Source organism: Kineococcus rubinsiae (assembly GCF_011839805.1).
Taxonomy (GTDB): domain Bacteria; phylum Actinomycetota; class Actinomycetes; order Actinomycetales; family Kineococcaceae; genus Kineococcus; species Kineococcus rubinsiae.
Genome location: NZ_VWPY01000001.1, coordinates 192,917 through 209,199, shown reverse-complemented (window position 1 = coordinate 209,199; position 16,283 = coordinate 192,917). Strand labels below are relative to the sequence as shown.

The 16,283-nt window shown below is 76.0% G+C and carries 17 protein-coding genes; 9 read left to right on the top strand and 8 right to left on the bottom strand.

The features are described 5' to 3' along the window. Positions 1–19 precede the first annotated feature (19 nt). Positions 20–1,069 (bottom strand): LacI family DNA-binding transcriptional regulator, encoded by a 1,050-nt coding sequence (locus F1544_RS00990; RefSeq protein ID WP_308469811.1) that lies wholly within the window; start codon positions 1,067–1,069, stop codon positions 20–22. Positions 1,070–1,152: 83 nt separating this feature from the next. Then, entirely contained in the window at positions 1,153–1,992 is an 840-nt protein-coding gene (locus F1544_RS00985) for a class I SAM-dependent methyltransferase (protein ID WP_167581353.1), read from the bottom strand. A 146-nt stretch (positions 1,993–2,138) separates the two neighbouring features. On the opposite strand from F1544_RS00985, the gene mshA reads away from it, so the two are divergent. Next, a complete protein-coding gene (gene mshA / locus F1544_RS00980; protein WP_167581011.1) occupies positions 2,139–3,452 on the top strand; it encodes a D-inositol-3-phosphate glycosyltransferase in 1,314 nt (437 codons plus the stop codon). A 10-nt stretch (positions 3,453–3,462) separates the two neighbouring features. Beyond that, positions 3,463–4,215, top strand: a complete 753-nt coding sequence (locus F1544_RS00975) for a phosphoglyceromutase (RefSeq protein WP_167581009.1) — start codon at positions 3,463–3,465, stop codon at positions 4,213–4,215. 89 nt (positions 4,216–4,304) lie between these two features. Here the strand turns inward: F1544_RS00975 and F1544_RS00970 are convergent, their stop codons facing one another. Both F1544_RS00970 and phoU read right to left on the bottom strand, forming a co-directional pair. Further along, positions 4,305–5,024 (bottom strand): hypothetical protein, encoded by a 720-nt coding sequence (locus F1544_RS00970; protein WP_167581007.1) that lies wholly within the window; start codon positions 5,022–5,024, stop codon positions 4,305–4,307. 86 nt (positions 5,025–5,110) lie between these two features. Next, positions 5,111–5,788 (bottom strand): phosphate signaling complex protein PhoU, encoded by a 678-nt coding sequence (gene phoU, locus F1544_RS00965; protein WP_167581005.1) that lies wholly within the window; start codon positions 5,786–5,788, stop codon positions 5,111–5,113. Between the two features lie 178 nt (positions 5,789–5,966). On the opposite strand from phoU, the gene F1544_RS00960 reads away from it, so the two are divergent. Together F1544_RS00960 and F1544_RS00955 are read left to right on the top strand one after the other, a co-directional pair. Beyond that, positions 5,967–7,268: a sensor histidine kinase gene (locus F1544_RS00960; RefSeq protein WP_308469808.1), complete on the top strand. Its 1,302-nt coding sequence runs from the start codon at positions 5,967–5,969 to the stop codon at positions 7,266–7,268. Further along, positions 7,265–7,945, top strand: coding sequence for a winged helix-turn-helix domain-containing protein (locus F1544_RS00955; RefSeq protein WP_167581003.1), 681 nt, complete (start codon positions 7,265–7,267; stop codon positions 7,943–7,945). The genes F1544_RS00960 and F1544_RS00955 overlap by 4 nt, the downstream gene beginning before the upstream one ends. A gap of 100 nt (positions 7,946–8,045) precedes the next feature. Here the strand turns inward: F1544_RS00955 and F1544_RS00950 are convergent, their stop codons facing one another. Further along, positions 8,046–8,693: a hypothetical protein gene (locus F1544_RS00950; protein ID WP_167581002.1), complete on the bottom strand. Its 648-nt coding sequence runs from the start codon at positions 8,691–8,693 to the stop codon at positions 8,046–8,048. A 327-nt stretch (positions 8,694–9,020) separates the two neighbouring features. Here F1544_RS00950 and F1544_RS00945 point away from each other — a divergent pair, with 327 nt between their 5' ends. Genes F1544_RS00945 through ispF form a run of 3 tightly spaced genes read left to right on the top strand, consistent with a single transcriptional unit; the run spans position 9,021 to position 10,683 of the window. Then, entirely contained in the window at positions 9,021–9,503 is a 483-nt protein-coding gene (locus F1544_RS00945; protein WP_167581000.1) for a CarD family transcriptional regulator, read from the top strand. A 5-nt stretch (positions 9,504–9,508) separates the two neighbouring features. After that, entirely contained in the window at positions 9,509–10,201 is a 693-nt protein-coding gene (gene ispD, locus F1544_RS00940) for a 2-C-methyl-D-erythritol 4-phosphate cytidylyltransferase (protein ID WP_308469807.1), read from the top strand. Beyond that, on the top strand, positions 10,198–10,683 hold the full coding sequence (gene ispF / locus F1544_RS00935; RefSeq protein ID WP_167580998.1) for a 2-C-methyl-D-erythritol 2,4-cyclodiphosphate synthase: 486 nt from the start codon (positions 10,198–10,200) through the stop codon (positions 10,681–10,683). The genes ispD and ispF overlap by 4 nt, the downstream gene beginning before the upstream one ends. A 32-nt stretch (positions 10,684–10,715) precedes the next feature. Here the strand turns inward: ispF and F1544_RS00930 are convergent, their stop codons facing one another. The 3 genes from F1544_RS00930 to F1544_RS00920 form a co-directional block, all read right to left on the bottom strand. Further along, on the bottom strand, positions 10,716–11,912 hold the full coding sequence (locus F1544_RS00930; protein ID WP_167580996.1) for an AI-2E family transporter: 1,197 nt from the start codon (positions 11,910–11,912) through the stop codon (positions 10,716–10,718). A 136-nt stretch (positions 11,913–12,048) separates the two neighbouring features. Then, complete coding sequence (locus tag F1544_RS00925) at positions 12,049–12,690, bottom strand: MBL fold metallo-hydrolase (RefSeq protein ID WP_167580994.1); 642 nt, start codon at positions 12,688–12,690, stop codon at positions 12,049–12,051. Next, positions 12,687–13,781 (bottom strand): S-(hydroxymethyl)mycothiol dehydrogenase, encoded by a 1,095-nt coding sequence (locus F1544_RS00920; protein ID WP_167580992.1) that lies wholly within the window; start codon positions 13,779–13,781, stop codon positions 12,687–12,689. Before F1544_RS00920 ends, F1544_RS00925 begins: the two co-directional genes overlap by 4 nt. A gap of 75 nt (positions 13,782–13,856) precedes the next feature. On the opposite strand from F1544_RS00920, the gene cysS reads away from it, so the two are divergent. Together cysS and rlmB are read left to right on the top strand one after the other, a co-directional pair. Then, the gene (cysS, locus tag F1544_RS00915; protein WP_167580990.1) at positions 13,857–15,272 is read left to right on the top strand and encodes a cysteine--tRNA ligase; all 1,416 of its coding nucleotides are present in this window, start codon (positions 13,857–13,859) and stop codon (positions 15,270–15,272) included. Next, positions 15,272–16,258: a 23S rRNA (guanosine(2251)-2'-O)-methyltransferase RlmB gene (gene rlmB / locus F1544_RS00910; RefSeq protein ID WP_167580988.1), complete on the top strand. Its 987-nt coding sequence runs from the start codon at positions 15,272–15,274 to the stop codon at positions 16,256–16,258. Before cysS ends, rlmB begins: the two co-directional genes overlap by 1 nt. The last annotated feature ends 25 nt before the right edge of the window (positions 16,259–16,283 follow it).

Below are 16,283 nucleotides of genomic sequence, written 5' to 3'. Positions count from 1 at the left end.
TGGGGGTGGGTGCCGCGGATCAGCGGCGGGCGGCGGTGGAGCTCGCCCGCGCGATGAACTCGTAGCCGGGCGCCGCCTGGGGCGCGGGCTCGCGGCCGGCCAGGACGTCGAGCAGCACGACCGCGCTCGCCACCCCCGCCGCGGTGACGTCGCGGCGCAGGGCGCTGACGGCGGGGTCGGCGAGGCGGCAGAGGATCGAGTCCTCACCCGCCACGACCGCGAGGTCCTCGGGGATCCGCACGCCCAGCGCGCGCCGCTCGGCGACCACCGTGGCGGCCATGACGTCGTTGTCGAACACGAGCGCCGTCGGGGGTTCGGCCCGCGCGAGCAGCCGCCGGGTCGCGGCGAGCCCCTCGCGGCCGGAGTAGTCCGCGGACAGGACCGGCTGCGCGCGGCCCAGCGCCTCGCGCGTGACCTCGCGCCAGGCGGCGTTGCGGCGGCGCGTGTGCTGGAAGTGCGCGGGGCCCCCGACCCGGGCGAGGCGGCGGTGGCCCTGCGCCAGCAGGTGCTCGACGACCTCGGTGAGCGGCCCGCGCTCGGGGTCGCGGCCGCCTGCGGCGGGCGCGTACCCGCGGGGGTCCGGCGGGCCCCCGCCGAAGGTGCAGGGGATGCCGAGGTCCGCGACGAGGTCCAGGCGCGGGTCGTCGACCCGCAGGTCGGTCAGGACGACGCCGTCGACGCGGCGCTCGGCCCACCAGCCGCGCATGACCTCCACGGCCGCGCCCACGTCCGGGACGACCGTCAGCAGCAGCGAGACGCCCTGCGCCGCGAGGACGCTCTCCATCCCGGCGATGAGCCGCATGTAGTAGGGCTCTTCGCCGAGGAGCCGGACGTCGCGCGCGATCGCGAGCCCCACGGCGCCCGCCCGGGCGTTGGACAGGGAGCGGGCCGCGGCGCTCGGCCGCCAGCCCAGCTGCTCGGCCGCGGCCAGGATGCGGTCGCGGGTGCCGGGGGAGACCCCGGGCTGGTCGTTGAGGGCGTAGGACACCGAGGCCTTCGAGACGCCGGCCACGCGGGCGATGTCGCGGATGGTGGGACGGGGGTTCCCGGCTGGGGTCTGACCGGCCACGTCGCCTCCTGGTTGATCGCTCCTCCCGGCCCGCGCCGGTGCGGTGCCGGCCGCGCTGCGGCCGCACCCGGGGGACGCCCCGATCATGCCCGACCGGGACGGGGCGCCACGGCGGACCACGCCAGGGTGACCTCGCCGAGGCGCCACCGCGAGGGCGAGTCCAGCAGGGGCCACGCGCCCGCGAGGTCGCGGCAGGTGGCGATCCACCGCTGCCGCGCGCCGAAGGTCTGCAGCGGCGCGTGGCGCGCCCACGCCGCGTCGGCGGCGCGCAGGAAGTCGTGCACCCCCTCGCCCGGCACGTTGCGGTGGATGAGCGCCTTCGGCAGGCGCTCGGCGACGTCCGACGGCGTGCCCAGCCCGCCCAGGCGCACCGACACCGTCAGGGACACGGGCCCGCGCTCGGCCTCCACGGCGATCCACGTCGAGCGCCGGCCCAGCTCGTCGCAGGTGCCGTCCACGAGCAGCCCGCCCGGCGCGAGCCGCGAGCGCAGCAGGTCCCAGCTGGCCGCGACCTGCGACTCGTCGTACTGGCGCAGGACGTTGAAGGCCCGCACGATCACCGGGTCGCCGCCGCCGGGCACCGCCAGCTCGAACCCGCCGAGGGCGAACTCGGGGGCGCCGGGGACGCCGGCCAGCGCGCGGCGGGCCGCCTCCACGCGCTCCGGGTGGATCTCCAGCCCGACCAGGCGGACGTCGGGGCGCACCCCGCGCAGCCAGCGCTGCAGGTCGGTGACGGTGACGGGCCGCGCGCCGTAGCCCAGGTCGACGACGAGCGGGTCGGCCGCCGAGCGCAGCCGGGGCGCCTGCGTCTGCGCCAGCCAGCGCTCCACCCGGCGCAGCCGGTCCGGCCCGGTCGTGCCGCGGGTGACCGAGCCGACGGGCGAGCCCGCGCGCGGGCGGTGCCCCGCGCCCGACCCCGCCAGGGCGCGGGCCCGGGGGGAGGAGGCAGACTGCTCGGCGGGAGACCGGCCGGTGCGGTCGCCGCTGGGCCGGGACACGGGCCGACGGTAGCGGCAGCCGCGCCCACCAGGACCGCCCCGGCTCCCGGGGCGCCGAGTGCGGAGGAGGGGTGCGCGTGGGCCTGCACCGCGTGGCGCTGCTGTCCGTGCACACGTCCCCCCTCGCGCAGCCGGGCACGGGCGACGCGGGCGGCATGAACGTCTACGTCGTCCAGCTCGCCGAGCAGCTCGCGCGCCGCGGCGTCGAGGTCGAGGTCTTCACCCGCCGCACCGCCTCCGACCAGCCCGAGGTCGTCGAGGCCGCCCCGGGCGTGCGGGTCCGCCACGTCTCCGCCGGCCCCTACGAGGGCCTCGGCAAGGAGGACCTCGCGGGTCAGCTCTGCGCGTTCACGGCGGGCGTCCTGCGCACCGGCGCGCGCCACGACGAGCGCCACTACGACGTCGTGCACTCCCACTACTGGCTGTCCGGGCAGGTGGGCTGGCTCGTCGCCGACCGCTGGGACGTCCCGCTCGTGCACTCCATGCACACGATGGCCAAGGTCAAGAACGCGCACCTCGCCGACGGCGACGACCCGGAGCCCTCGGGGCGCGTGATCGGCGAGGAGCAGGTGGTCGCGGCCGCGGACCGGCTGGTGGCCAACACGGGCGAGGAGCGCCAGGAGCTGCTCGACCTCTACGGGGCCGACCCGGCCAAGGTCGCCGTCGTGGCCCCGGGCGTCGACCTGGCGACGTTCTCCGCGCCGGGCCCCGGCGCCCGCGCGGCCGCGCGCGAGCGGCTCGGGTTCGGCCGGGACGTCGAGCTGCTCCTGTTCGTGGGCCGCATCCAGCCGCTGAAGGCCCCGGACCTGCTGGTCCGCGCGGCGGCGGAGCTGCTGCGGGCCGACCCGGCCCGGCGCGGGCGGCTGCGCGTGGTCGTCCTGGGCGGGCCGAGCGGGTCCGGGACCCAGCACCCGCACGCGCTCGCCGACCTGGTGCGCGAGCTGGGGCTGGAGCACGTCGTGACGATCCGCCCGCCCGTCGACCGCCCGGAGCTCGCCGAGCACTACCGCGCGGCCGACCTCGTCGCGGTCCCGAGCCACAACGAGTCCTTCGGCCTCGTGGCGCTGGAGGCGCAGGCCTGCGGCACCCCCGTGGTGGCTGCCGCGGTGGGCGGATTGCGCACCGCCGTGGCCGACGGCGAGACCGGCGTCCTGGTCGACGGGCACGACCCGCGGCGCTGGGCGCAGGTGCTGCGGGAGCTGCTGGACGACCCCGCGCGACGCCACCGGCTGGGGGAGGCGGCCCGCCGGCGGGCCACCCGCTTCGGCTGGGACGCGACCGCCGAGGCGACCCTGCAGGTGTACGAGGGGGCGCGCGAGCAGCGGTTCTCGGCGAGCGCCGCGGGCGGTGAGGGAGCCGGGAGCAGCGCCGCGGGCATGGCCTAGGGTTCCGCCCATGACCGAGTCCGCGCACACCCTCGTCCTCCTGCGCCACGGCGAGAGCGAGTGGAACGCCCTGAACCTGTTCACCGGCTGGGTCGACGTGCCGCTGTCGGAGAAGGGCCGCGCGGAGGCCGCGCGCGGCGGCACGCTGCTGGCCGAGGCCGGGGTCCTGCCCGACGTCGTGCACACGTCGCTGCTGCGCCGCGCGATCACCACCGCGCACCTCGCGCTCGACGCGGCCGACCGGCACTGGATCGACGTGCGGCGCTCCTGGCGCCTGAACGAGCGCCACTACGGTGCGCTGCAGGGCAAGGACAAGAAGCAGACGCTCGCGGAGTTCGGCGAGGAGCAGTTCATGCTCTGGCGCCGCTCCTACGACACCCCGCCGCCGGAGATCGAGCTCGGCTCGGAGTTCTCCCAGGACGCCGACCCGCGCTACGCCGACCTCGGCGCCGACGCCCCGCGCACCGAGTGCTTGGCCGACGTCGTGAACCGGATGCTGCCGTACTGGGAGTCCGCGGTCGTCCCCGACCTGCAGGCCGGCAAGGTCGTCCTGCTCGCCGCGCACGGGAACTCGCTGCGCGCCCTGGTCAAGCACCTCGACGGCATCTCCGACGCCGACATCGCGGGCCTGAACATCCCCACCGGCATCCCGCTGGTCTACCGCCTCGACGCCGACCTGAAGCCGGTCACGCCGGGCGGGGAGTACCTCGACGCCGACGCCGCGGCCGCCGCGGTGCAGGCCGTGGCCAACCAGGGTCGTTGACCCGCCGGAGGGTCGAGGTCGCTGACCCGCCGGAGTCGTCGAGCAGGTGAGCATGGGGCGCCGTCCCGCGGGGCGGCGCCCCGGCGTCGTCAGCTCGTGGCGGTGGAGGTCGTCGCCGTCGGGCCGTCCGACGGGACGGGGCCGGCCGAGGGGTCCGAGCTGCCTGACGGGACCGGGCTGCTGGTCGCGGGTGACGACGAGGCGCCCGGGCCGGAGCACGAGCGCTCCACCCCGGCCTGCAGGCGCTCCTGGGCCGCGACCACCTCGGTGCCGCCCGCGGGGGAGGGGTCCAGCGCGACGGTCGCGTCGTCGAGGCGGTCCATGGCGTCGCCCAGCGCCTCCTCGGTGCCGCTGTCGACGTCGAGGTCGCCCACCTGCGCGGACAGCCGCTCGTAGTAGTCGAGGACCAGCTGCGCGTCCTCGCGGGACTCCGCCGGGGCGGCGGTCAGCACCGCGGAGTAGTACGCCGGCCCCTGGGTGGTCGTCACCAGGGCGTAGACCGACTGGGCGCGCGGGTCGCCCCGGTGCACGTCGAGGCGGTCGAGCTCGTCGGCGTAGGCCCGGTCGAGCTCCTGCTGCGCGGTGTCCACGGCGGCGCAGTCGAAGGCCGGGACGCTCGTCGTCGGGCTCGCCGTGACCGGCGTCGAGGCGACGGCGGTCGAGGGCGGAACGGTCGTCGTGGTGGCGGGCGGCGCGTCCGGCTCGTCGGCCGAGCACCCCGCCAGCAGCGCCACCGCGGTGGCGACGGCGCAGGTCAGGAGCACCGGCCGGCCCGCGGGACCGCAGCGGGGACCCTCGCGCCGTGCCACCCAGCGGACGCTACACCTGAGCGGACGCCCCTGCCCCCGGCCGGGGACGGGGGCGTCCGGCGCACCCGCGCGGGGGTCCCGGAGGCTCAGCCGACCAGCGGCAGGCCGTCGCTGCTCTCGACCTCGGCGTGGCTGCCGGTGACGAGGAAGACGACGGACTTGGCCACCGAGACGGCGTGGTCGGCGAAGCGCTCGTAGTAGCGGCTGCACAGCGTGAGGTCGACCGCGACCTCCGTCGTGTGCTCCCACTCGCGCGAGAGCAGGTGCTCGAAGACGTCGCGGTGCAGGCGGTCCATCTCGTCGTCGTCGACCTCGATCTCGGCGGCCAGCGCCACGTCGCGGTGGGCGATGACGTTGCCGGCCTTGGCGACGATGCGCTCGGCGACCTGGCCCATCTGCAGGAAGGTCGAGCGCAGCTCCACCGGCACGACGGTGTCGGGGTGGCGCAGCCGCACGAGCTTGGCGACGTGGCGGGCGAGGTCGCCCATCCGCTCGAGGCTGGAGCTCATCCGCAGCGCGGTGACGACGACCCGCAGGTCGGTCGCGACGGGCGCCTGGCGCGCGAGCAGCTGCAGGGAGCGCTCCTCGAGGTCGCGCTCCAGGGAGTCGATGCGCTCGTCGCCCGCGATCACCGTCTCGGCGAGCTCGCGGTCGCCGTCCAGCAGCGCGGTCGTGGCCCGCGTCATGGCGGACTCCGCGAGGTGGGTCATCTCGACGAGCGTGTCCACGAGCCCGCTGAGCTCGTCGTGGAAGACGTTCCGCACGTGCCACCTCCAGGTTCTGCGGGGTGCCGCCGTCCGGTCGGCCGGCGCACCCGGTGTGGCCGCAACGCTCGCAGCCGCCGGTGAACGGGTTCCGCCCCGCAGGTGAACATCTGCGCAGCGGTGGGCGGGGAACTGCTGCTGCGGCGGTCCGCCCCGGCTCCGACCGTACGCTGGTCCCGTGCTCGCTGACCTGACGACGGCCGTGGCCGCGGCCGTCGGCGTCGCCGTCGGCGGCGGCGGTGTGCTGGCCTTCCGGATCTCCGAGCGGCTGCAGAAGCCCCCGCTGCCGCCCGCCACCGACGCCGCCGGGCTGCCCGCGGGCGTCAGCGACGTGCTCCTGGCGCTGCGCTCCTCCGCCGTCGTGCTCGACGCGACCGACGCGGTCGTCAAGGCCAGCGCCGCGGCCTACGCCACCGGCGTCGTCAGCGGCCGCGAGCTCGGGCACGCGAGCCTGCGCGAGATGGTGCGCACCTGCCGGCGCGACGGGGTGGTCCGCGAGGCGGAGGAGGAGCTCGAGGCGGGGCTCGGCCGGCCGCGGACGGTCGTCCTGGCGCGGGTGTCCCCGCTGGGGGCCCACCACGTGCTGCTGCTGCTCGAGGACCGCACCGAGGCGCGCCGCATCGAGGCCGTCCGCCGCGACTTCGTCGCCAACGTCAGCCATGAGCTCAAGACGCCCGTCGGCGCGCTGTCGCTGCTCGCCGAGGCCGTCGAGGACGCCGCCGACGACCCGGTGGCCGTGCGGCGCTTCACCCAGCGCATGCACCGGGAGGCGCGCCGGCTGACCCAGCTCGTGCAGGAGATCATCGACCTGTCCCGCCTGCAGGCCGCGGAGGGCGTGGTCGAGCCGGCGCTGCTCGAGGTCGACGCGCTCATCGCCGAGGCCATCGACCGCACCGGCAGCGTGGCGCACGAGCGGGGCTCCGAGGTCGTGGTCGCCGGCCCGCGCGGCGCGCAGGTCGTGGGCGACCGCGAGCTGCTCGTCACGGCCGTGCGCAACCTCGTGCACAACGCGCTCGCCTACTCCCCCGAGGGCAGCCGCGTCGTGGTGGAGGTGCGGCGCACCGCCGACGCCGACGGCGGCTCGCGCGCGGTGGACGTCGCGGTGTGCGACCGGGGCGTGGGCATCAGCCCGGCCGACGTCGAGCGCATCTTCGAGCGCTTCTACCGGGTCGACGCCGCGCGCTCGCGCATCACCGGCGGCACGGGCCTGGGCCTGTCGATCGTCAAGCACGTCGCCGGCAACCACGGCGGCGACGTCCGGGTCTGGAGCGTCGAGGGGGAGGGCTCCACCTTCACCCTCCGCCTGCCCGACGCGACCGGCACGGTCGAGGGACCGGCGCCCGCCGTCCCCGCGGCGCCGCCCCGGTCCACCCCCGCGAACCTGCGCCGCGCCCCCCGCGGCGCGACCCGTCCCGCCGGCGACGCCGCGGGCACCCCCCACACCACGCACGACGACATCCCGACGGAGGCCCGACCGTGACGCGCATCCTGGTGGTGGAGGACGAGGAGTCCTTCTCCGACCCGCTGTCCTACCTGCTGCGGCGGGAGGGCTACGACGTGGCGGTCAGCGAGACCGGGCCCGAGGCCCTGGAGGAGTTCGACCGCTCCGGCGCCGACCTGGTCCTGCTCGACCTCATGCTGCCCGGCCTGCCGGGCACCGAGGTCTGCCGGCAGCTGCGCACCCGCTCGTCCGTCCCCGTGATCATGCTGACGGCGAAGGACTCGGAGATCGACAAGGTCGTGGGCCTGGAGATCGGCGCCGACGACTACGTGACCAAGCCGTACTCCTCGCGCGAGCTGCTGGCGCGCGTGCGCGCTGTGCTGCGCCGCGGGGCGGAGCCCGAGGACCTCGTCCTGACGACGGTCGAGGCGGGTCCGGTGCGCATGGACGTCGACCGCCACGTCGTCACCGTCCACGGCGAGGGCGTCCCGCTGCCGCTGAAGGAGTTCGAGCTGCTGGAGCTGCTGCTGCGCAACGCCGGCCGCGTGCTCACGCGCGTCCAGCTCATCGACCGCGTGTGGGGCTCCGACTACGTCGGGGACACCAAGACGCTCGACGTCCACGTCAAGCGGCTGCGCGCGAAGATCGAGCCGGACCCGTCGAACCCGCGCTACCTCGTGACGGTCCGCGGGCTCGGGTACAAGTTCGAGGGCTGACCGGACGCGGAGGAGGGCGGGACCGTCACCGGTCCCGCCCTCCTGCGCGTCCGCGCCTGCGCGTCCGCGCCTGCTCGGGCCGCGTGCTCAGGCCGCGTGCTCAGGCCGCGTTGTCGTCGCCGGTCTCGCCGTTGACCTCGTCCTCGCCGACCTCGGGCTGGCAGTTGATCGAGGGGCTGGGGGTGCTCGCCGCGGACGGGCTCGCGGATTCGCCCGCCGAGGGCGTGGCGGCGGGGGTCGGCACGAGGTTCTCGTAGGCGAAGCAGGGCCGGACGATGGGCGCGTCGACCGAGGCCTCCGCGCCACCGGCCGAGAAGGTCATCGGCACGAGGGCGCCGGGCACCTCGGTGACCTCGGGGACCTGCAGCCAGCCCGTGGTGTCGGACTCGACGTCGCCGCCCGTCAGGTTCGCCGCGCCGCTGCCGCTGCCGATCGTGAAGGACGTCCCGGGCAGCACGGTGAAGTCCGCGGTCGTCGGGGAGGAGCCCGTGTCGACGGCGACCGTGACCTGCGCGGTCTCCGTGCCGCTGTTGACCAGGACGGCGGAGACGACGCCCGGCTCGCCCTCCGCGGGGGAGACGATCAGCGCGTTGCGGACCCCCACGTCGCCGACGGTGGCGCTGAGCCCGTCGCTCGGGTTGTAGACCCTCAGCACGGTCGGCGGGGAGAACACCGCGCAGCCCGTCAGGCCCGACAGGCTGACGACGGAGATCGCGACGGCGGCGGCGGGGCGCAGGCGGAGCTTCACCCGTCCAGGGTAGCGGGAGGCCCTGGTTCCGCCCGCGACGGTGCGCCGCGCCCGCGCGGGCCCGCCGCGAACCGCCGGCCGCGGCGTCCCCGGACCTGCGGCGAGCGCTTGCCGCGGCGGGCGGATCACCCTGCGCCGCACCCCGGGAGGGGGTGGGGACGGGCCTCCCGGACGGGGTCGCGGCGGGCCCCCGCAGCACGGAGATCGCGTTGTGTCAAGGGCAGAATGTGCAGCGTCGAGCCTCTGACCTGCGCAAACGCACCGCCGGACTCTGTCGGCGCCCCCTGGACCGTGGTAAAGTCGAGCTACTGAAAGGGGTCACTCTCTATGGCTTTCACGGTCGGCGAAACGGTCGTCTACCCCCACCACGGGGCGGCACTGATCGAGGAGATCAAGACCCGGACCATCAAGGGCGAAGAGAAGCTCTACCTGGTCCTCAAGGTCGCCCAGGGCGATCTCACCATCGAAGTGCCCGCGGAGAACGTCGACCTCGTCGGCGTTCGCGACGTCGTGGGCCGCGAAGGCCTGGACCGGGTGTTCTCGGTCCTGCGCACGGCCTACGCGGAGGAGCCGACCAACTGGTCGCGCCGCTACAAGGCCAACCTGGAGAAGCTCGCCTCGGGCGACGTCATCAAGGTGGCCGAGGTCGTCCGCGACCTGTGGCGCCGTGACCAGGACCGCGGGTTGTCCGCCGGCGAGAAGCGGATGCTCGCGAAGGCCCGGCAGATCCTCGTCTCCGAGCTCGCGCTCGCCGAGAACACCAACGAGGACAAGGCCGAGTCCCTGCTCGACGAGGTCCTCGCCTCCTGAAGTCCGTGCTCGTCGTCCCGGCCGCCGGCCGGGGCGACCGGCTCGGCGCCGGTCGGCCCAAGGCCCTGGTCGAGCTCGCCGGTGAGCCCCTCCTCGTCCACGCCGTCCGCCGCGCCGCGCTGTCGGGCGTGGTGGACGTCGTCGTCGTGGTCGCCCCCGACGGTGCCGTCGACGAGGTGACCGAGCTCCTCACCCCCCTGCAGCTGCCCGACCTCCGTGTGGTGCCCGGGGGCGCGGAGCGGCAGGACTCCGTGCGCCTCGGCCTGCTTGCCGTGGACGAGGACGTCGACGTGGTGCTCGTGCACGACGCGGCCCGCTGCCTCACCCCGCCCGAGGTGTTCGTCGCCGTGGTCGCGGCCGTGCGCGCCGGCGCTGTCGCGGTCGTCCCCGCGCTGCCCGTCACCGACACCGTCAAGCGCGTGCGCGGTGACCTGGTGCTCGAGACGGTCGACCGCAGCGCGCTGGTCGCCGTCCAGACGCCCCAGGGCTTCGCGCCCGGCCCGCTCGTGCGCGCCCACGAGGCCGCCCGCGGCGCCGCCCCCGCCACCGACGACGCCGGCATGCTCGAGGCGCTCGGTCACCCGGTGCGCACCGTGCCGGGCGCCGAGCGGGCGTTCAAGGTGACCCGTCCGCTGGACCTCGTCCTGGCGGAAGCCCTGCTGCGCGAGGAGACCGCCACCCCCGAGGAGCCCAGGTGAGCCCCGTCCTGCCCCGCGTCGGCACCGGCGTCGACGTCCACGCCTTCGAGGCCGGCCGCGAGTGCTGGGTCGCGGGCCTGCTGTGGCCGGACGAGCCCGCGGGGCTCGCCGGGCACTCCGACGGCGACGTGGCCGCGCACGCCTGCGCCAACGCGCTGTTCGCGGCGGCCGGGATGGGCGACCTCGGCCGGCACTTCGGGACCTCGCGACCCGAGCACGCCGGGGCGCCGGGCGTCGTCCTGCTCGCCGAGGCCGCGCGCCTGGTGCGCGAGGCCGGCTTCACGATCGGCAACGTCTCCGTGCAGGTCGTCGGGAACCGCCCGAAGATCGGCCCGCGCCGCGCCGAGGCCGAGGCGGCCCTCAGCGCCGCGTGCGGGGCCCCGGTCGGCGTCGCGGGCGCGACCACCGACGGCCTGGGCTTCCCGGGCCACGGCGAGGGCCTGCTCGCCATCGCAACCGCGCTGGTCGTCGCCGACGCCTGACCTCCGTCAGCGTGCGGGTGCTGCCTGCGCGGTCACGGCGTGGTGGGCGGTGCGGGCACGCGGCGGCGACGGCCGCCCGGGCGCTCCTCGACCGGCGGGTCCTCCGCGGCCCCGGGCACCAGCTCGCTGCGCACGTAGCGCAGGACCACCGTCACGATGGCCGTGAACGGCACCGCGAGGAACGCACCCGTGATGCCGAACAGCGTCCCGCCGACCGTGACGGAGCCGATGACCACGGCCGGGTGCAGGGCCAGCGACCGGCCGACCAGCAGCGGCTGCAGCACGTTGCCCTCCAGCTGCTGCACCAGCAGCACGATGCCCAGGACGATCAGCGCCTGCACCCAGCCCAGCGCGACGAGGGCCACCAGCACGGCGAGCGCGCCGCTGGCCACGGCGCCCACGATGGGGATGAACGCGGCGAAGAACACGACCACGGCCAGCGGCAGCGCGAGCGGGACGCCGACGATGCGCAGGCCGATGCCGATGAACAGCGCGTCGACGAGCGCGACGGCGGCCTGGGACAGGATGTAGCCGCGCAGCACCGCCCACGTGCGCGTGCCCAGCTCGCTGAGGTGGCGGTGGGAGCGCTCGTCCAGCCACCGCCGCGACCACGGCAGCAGGCGGTCGCCGTCGGCGAGGCAGAAGTAGGTCAGGACGAGCACGAGCAGGGCCGTGACCACGCCCGAGCCCACGCTGCCGACCCCGCTGACGATGCCGCCGGCGATGCCCTGCGCGTTGGCCTGCAGCTCCGTGGTGACCTGGGCGACGACGACGTCGATCTGGGTCTCGCCGAGGTTCAGCGGCGGGCCGGTCACGTAGTCCTGCACCTCGGCCAGGCCCGCGGTGGCCGAGTCGCTGATGTCCTGCGCCTGCCCGGCCACGTTCGGCACGAGCGCGGCGAAGACGCCGAGGACCGCCACGACGAGCAGCAGCAGGGTGACGAGGGCGGCGAGCGAGCGGGGGAGCACGGCGCGCAGCACCTGGGTGAGGGGCCAGAGCACCGCGCTGAGCAGGACCGCGAGCAGCAGCGGCAGCAGCAGCGACCAGCCCTGGCCCAGCAGCCAGAGCAGCCCGGAGAACCCGACACCGAGGACGAGCAGGCGCAGCGTCCAGCGCGCGGCGTCGGTCACCCCGCGCTCGACGGGGCCGGGCGAGCGGCGGTGCGGGGTCGCCCGGCGGGCCGGGACGGGCGGGGGAGCAGCGGGAGGGGGGCCGGCGGGGTCGCTCACGCGGCGATGCTGCCAGTCCCCGGCGGGCGCCGAGGGCCCTTCGGCCCCCGCCCTGGGCCGGGCGTGGCCGGTCCCGTCGCCGCGTCCGGCGGCCGGTTCGGCGGCCCCGTTCGGCGACCGCCCTCAGCGGCCCCGCTCAGTGACCGCGGTCGATCCACTCCTGCAGGTGGGGGGCCTCGTCGCCGATCGTGGTGTCGCCGCCGTGGCCGGTGAGCACGCGCGTCTCCGCGGGCAGCTCCAGGAGGACGTCGCGGATCGAGGCGACGATCGTGCCGAAGTCGGAGTAGGAGCGGCCCGTCGCGCCCGGCCCGCCCGCGAACAGGGTGTCGCCCGTGAACACGGTGGCGAGCGTCGGCGCGTACAGGCAGACCGACCCGGGGGTGTGGCCCGGGGTGTGCAGGACGTGCAGCTCGGTGCCGGCCACCGTCACGACCTCGCCGTGGTGCAGGTCGCTCGTCGCGACGCCCGGGTTGGTGAGCTCCCAGACCTCGCGGTCGGCGGGGTGCAGCAGCACCGGCACGGGGTGCCCGGGCGCCGAGAGCCGCTGCGCCAGGGCGGGGGCCTGCCGGACGTGGTCGTCGTGGGCGTGGGTGGCGACGACGGCCAGCAGCGTGCGGTCGCCGACCGCGGCCGCGATGGCGTCGACGTCGTGCGGGGCGTCCAGGACGACGCACTCGCGGTCGTCGCCGACGATCCAGACGTTGTTGTCGACGTCGAAGGTCTGCCCGTCGAGGCTGAACGTGCCGGAGGTGACGAGGTGCTCGACGCGGGCGCTCACAGGATCACCACGCTGCGCAGCACGGTGCCGGCCTTCATGGTCGCGAACGCCTCCTCGACGTCGCCCAGGCCGATCCGCTCGGACACGAACGCGTCCAGCGGGAGCCGCCCGTCGGCGTGCAGCTCCAGCAGCTGCGGGAAGTCGCGCTCGGGCAGGCAGTCGCCGTACCAGGAGGACTTCAGGGCGCCGCCGCGGCCGAAGACGTCCAGCAGGGGCACCTCCAGCTGCATCTCGGGCGTGGGGACGCCGACCAGGACGACGGTGCCCGCGAGGTCGCGGGCGTAGAACGCCTGCCGCCAGGTCTCGGGACGCCCGACCGCGTCGATGACGACGTCCGCGCCGAAGGAGTCGGTGAGGTCCTGCACGGCGGAGACGACCCCCGCCTCGTCCAGGCCCCGGGAGTTCACGGTGTGGGTGGCGCCCAGCTGCCTCGCCCACGCGAGCTTGCGGTCGTCGAGGTCGATCGCGATGACCCGCCGCGCCCCGGCGAGGACGGCGCCGGCGACGGCCGCGCAGCCCACGCCGCCGCAGCCGATGACGGCGACGGTGTCGCCGCGCTGCACGGGGGCGGTGTTCACGGCCGCACCGATGCCCGCCATGACGCCGCAGCCCAGCAGGCCCGCGACGGCGGGGTCGATGCCGGCGTCGACCTTGGTGGCCTGCCCGGCCGCGACGAGGGTCTTGGGGGTGAAGGCGCCGATGCCCAGGGCCGCCGACAGCGGCGTGCCGTCGGTCAGCGTCATGGGCTGGGACGCGTTGTGCGTGTCGAAGCAGTACTGCGGGCGCCCGCGCTTGCAGGCCCGGCACTGCCCGCACACGGCGCGCCAGTTCAGGACGACGGTGTCGCCGACCGCGACGTTCGTGACGCCCTCGCCGGTCGCGGCGACGGTCCCGGCGGCCTCGTGGCCGAGCAGGAACGGGTACTCGTCGTTGATCCCGCCCTCGCGGTAGTGCAGGTCGGTGTGGCAGACGCCGCACGCCGCGACGTCCACGACGACCTCCCCCGCAAGGGGTTCGGGGACCACGATGTCCACGGTCTCGACGGGCGCGCCCTTGCTGCGCGAGATCACTCCAGGAACGGTCCAGGCCATGCCGGGACCCTAGTAGCCCGGGCGCCCGCCCGCGGGCGCACGGCGCGGCCCTGATCCGCCGGTAACCTGGAGCCCGTGAGCCTGCGCCTGTACGACAGCGCCTCCGGCGCCGTGCGCGACTTCGTGCCCCTCGTCGAGGGCCGCGTCGGCATGTACGTCTGCGGCGCGACCCCCCAGGGGTCCCCCCACCTCGGCCACGTCCGGTCGCAGGTGGCCTTCGACGTGCTCCGGCGCTGGCTGACCGTGCGCGGCCACGAGGTCACGTCGGTGCGCAACGTCACCGACATCGACGACAAGATCCTCGCCAAGGCGGCCGACGCCGGCGTCGAGTGGTGGGCGCTCGCGCACCGCTACGAGCGCGAGTTCTCCGCGGCCTACGACGCGCTGGGGGTGCTGCCGGCGACGATCGAGCCGCGCGCCACGGGGCACGTGCCGGAGATGGTCGAGCTCATCGGGCGCCTCGTCGAGGCGGGCCACGCCTACCCGGCCGCCGACGCCTCGGGCGACGTGTACTTCGACGTGCGGTCCTGGCCCGGCTACGGCGAGCTGACGCACCAGCGCCTCGCCGACATGGAGCCCGCGGCCGACGCGGACCCGCGCGGCAAGCGCGACCCGCGCGACTTCGCCCTCTGGAAGGGCGCGAAGCCGGGCGAGCCGGCCACGGCGTCCTGGTCGACGCCCTGGGGTCGCGGCCGTCCCGGCTGGCACCTGGAGTGCTCGGCGATGGCGGGGCGCTACCTCGGGGCCGAGTTCGACATCCACGGGGGCGGCCTGGACCTGCGGTTCCCGCACCACGAGAACGAGCAGGCGCAGTCGCGCGCGGCCGGCGACGGCTTCGCGCGCTACTGGATGCACAACCACTTCGTGACGATGGCCGGCGAGAAGATGAGCAAGTCGCTGGGCAACGTCCTGGGGATCCCGCACCTGCTGACGCAGCACCGCGCGGTCGTCCTGCGCTACTACCTCGTGGCGGGGCACTACCGCTCGCACCTGGAGTTCTCCGAGACGTCGCTGGTGGAGGCCGAGGCCGCCTACTCGCGGCTCGAGGGGTTCCTGCGGCGGGCGGCGGAGCGCCTCGGTAGTGACGTCCCCGTCGTCGACGTGGCGCCGGAGTTCGCGGCGGCCATGGACGACGACCTGGCGACGCCGTCCGCGCTGGCCGTGCTGCACGAGGCGGCGCGCGCCGGCAACCAGGCGCTCGCGGCCTCGGACGCCGGGGCGCTGGCCGCGGCCGCCGGGCAGGTGCGCGCCGGGCTGGGCGTGCTGGGCCTGGACCCGTTCAGCGAGCCGTGGGCCTCGGCCGGCGGCTCCGACGACGCGCGCGCGGCACTCGACGTGCTCGTGCGCGCCCGTCTGGAGGACCGTGCGACCGCCCGCGCCGCACGGGACTTCGCCACCGCGGACGCGGTGCGCGACAGCTTGAAGGACGCGGGCATCGTGATCGAGGACACGCCCACCGGTGCACGGTGGTCGCTGGAGGGCGAGCAGTAGTGGCAGGAAACAGTCAGCGTCGCGGCGCGGTGCGGGGCTCCAAGAAGGGCCCCTCCGGCGGGACCGGCGGCAAGAACCGCCGCTCCCTCGAGGGCAAGGGGCCGACGCCCAAGGCCACCGACCGGCCGTACCACCCCGCGGCCAAGCAGGCCGCGAAGGCCGCGCACCGCGCGGCCACGTCCAACCGCGCCCCGGCGGGCGGCGGCCCGAACCGGACGCCGCGCGGCCGTGCGGGGGGCAAGAAGCAGGCCGAGACCGAGTGGATCGCCGGCCGGAACTCGATCGTCGAGGCGCTGCGCGCGGACCTGCCCATCACGGGCATCTACGTGGCCAGCCGCATCGAGTCCGACGACCGGGTCAAGGAGATCCTCAAGGCCGCGGGCGACCGCAGCATCCCGCTGCTGGAGGCCTCGCGCGCCGACCTCGACCGGTTCACCGAGGGTGCGGTGCACCAGGGCGTCGCGGCGACCGTGCCGCCGTACGACTACCTGCACCCCGAGGACCTGCTGGACCGCGCCGCGGCGACCGGCCACCCGCCGCTGCTCGTCGCGCTCGACGGCGTGACCGACCCCCGCAACCTCGGCGCCGTCGTGCGCTCGGTGGCGGCCTTCGGCGGTCACGGCGTCGTCGTGCCCGAGCGCCGCGCCGCGGGCATGACCGCGTCGGCGTGGAAGACGTCGGCCGGGGCGGCCGCGCGCATCCCCGTCGCTCGCGCCACGAACCTCACGCGCGCCCTGCAGGAGTACCAGCAGGCCGGGCTGTTCGTCGTGGGCCTCGACGCGGGCGGTGACGTCGAGCTGCCGGACCTGCGGCTGGCGGACGGCCCGATCGTCGTCGTGGTCGGCGCCGAGGGCGCGGGCCTGTCCCGCCTCGTGCGCGAGACCTGCGACCAGGTCGTGAGCATCCCCATGGCGGGCCGCTTCGAGTCGCTGAACGCGGGCGTCGCCGCGGGGATCGCGCTGTACGAGGTCGCCCGGCACCGCTGACGCGGAGCCGCCCCCGGGACGCAGG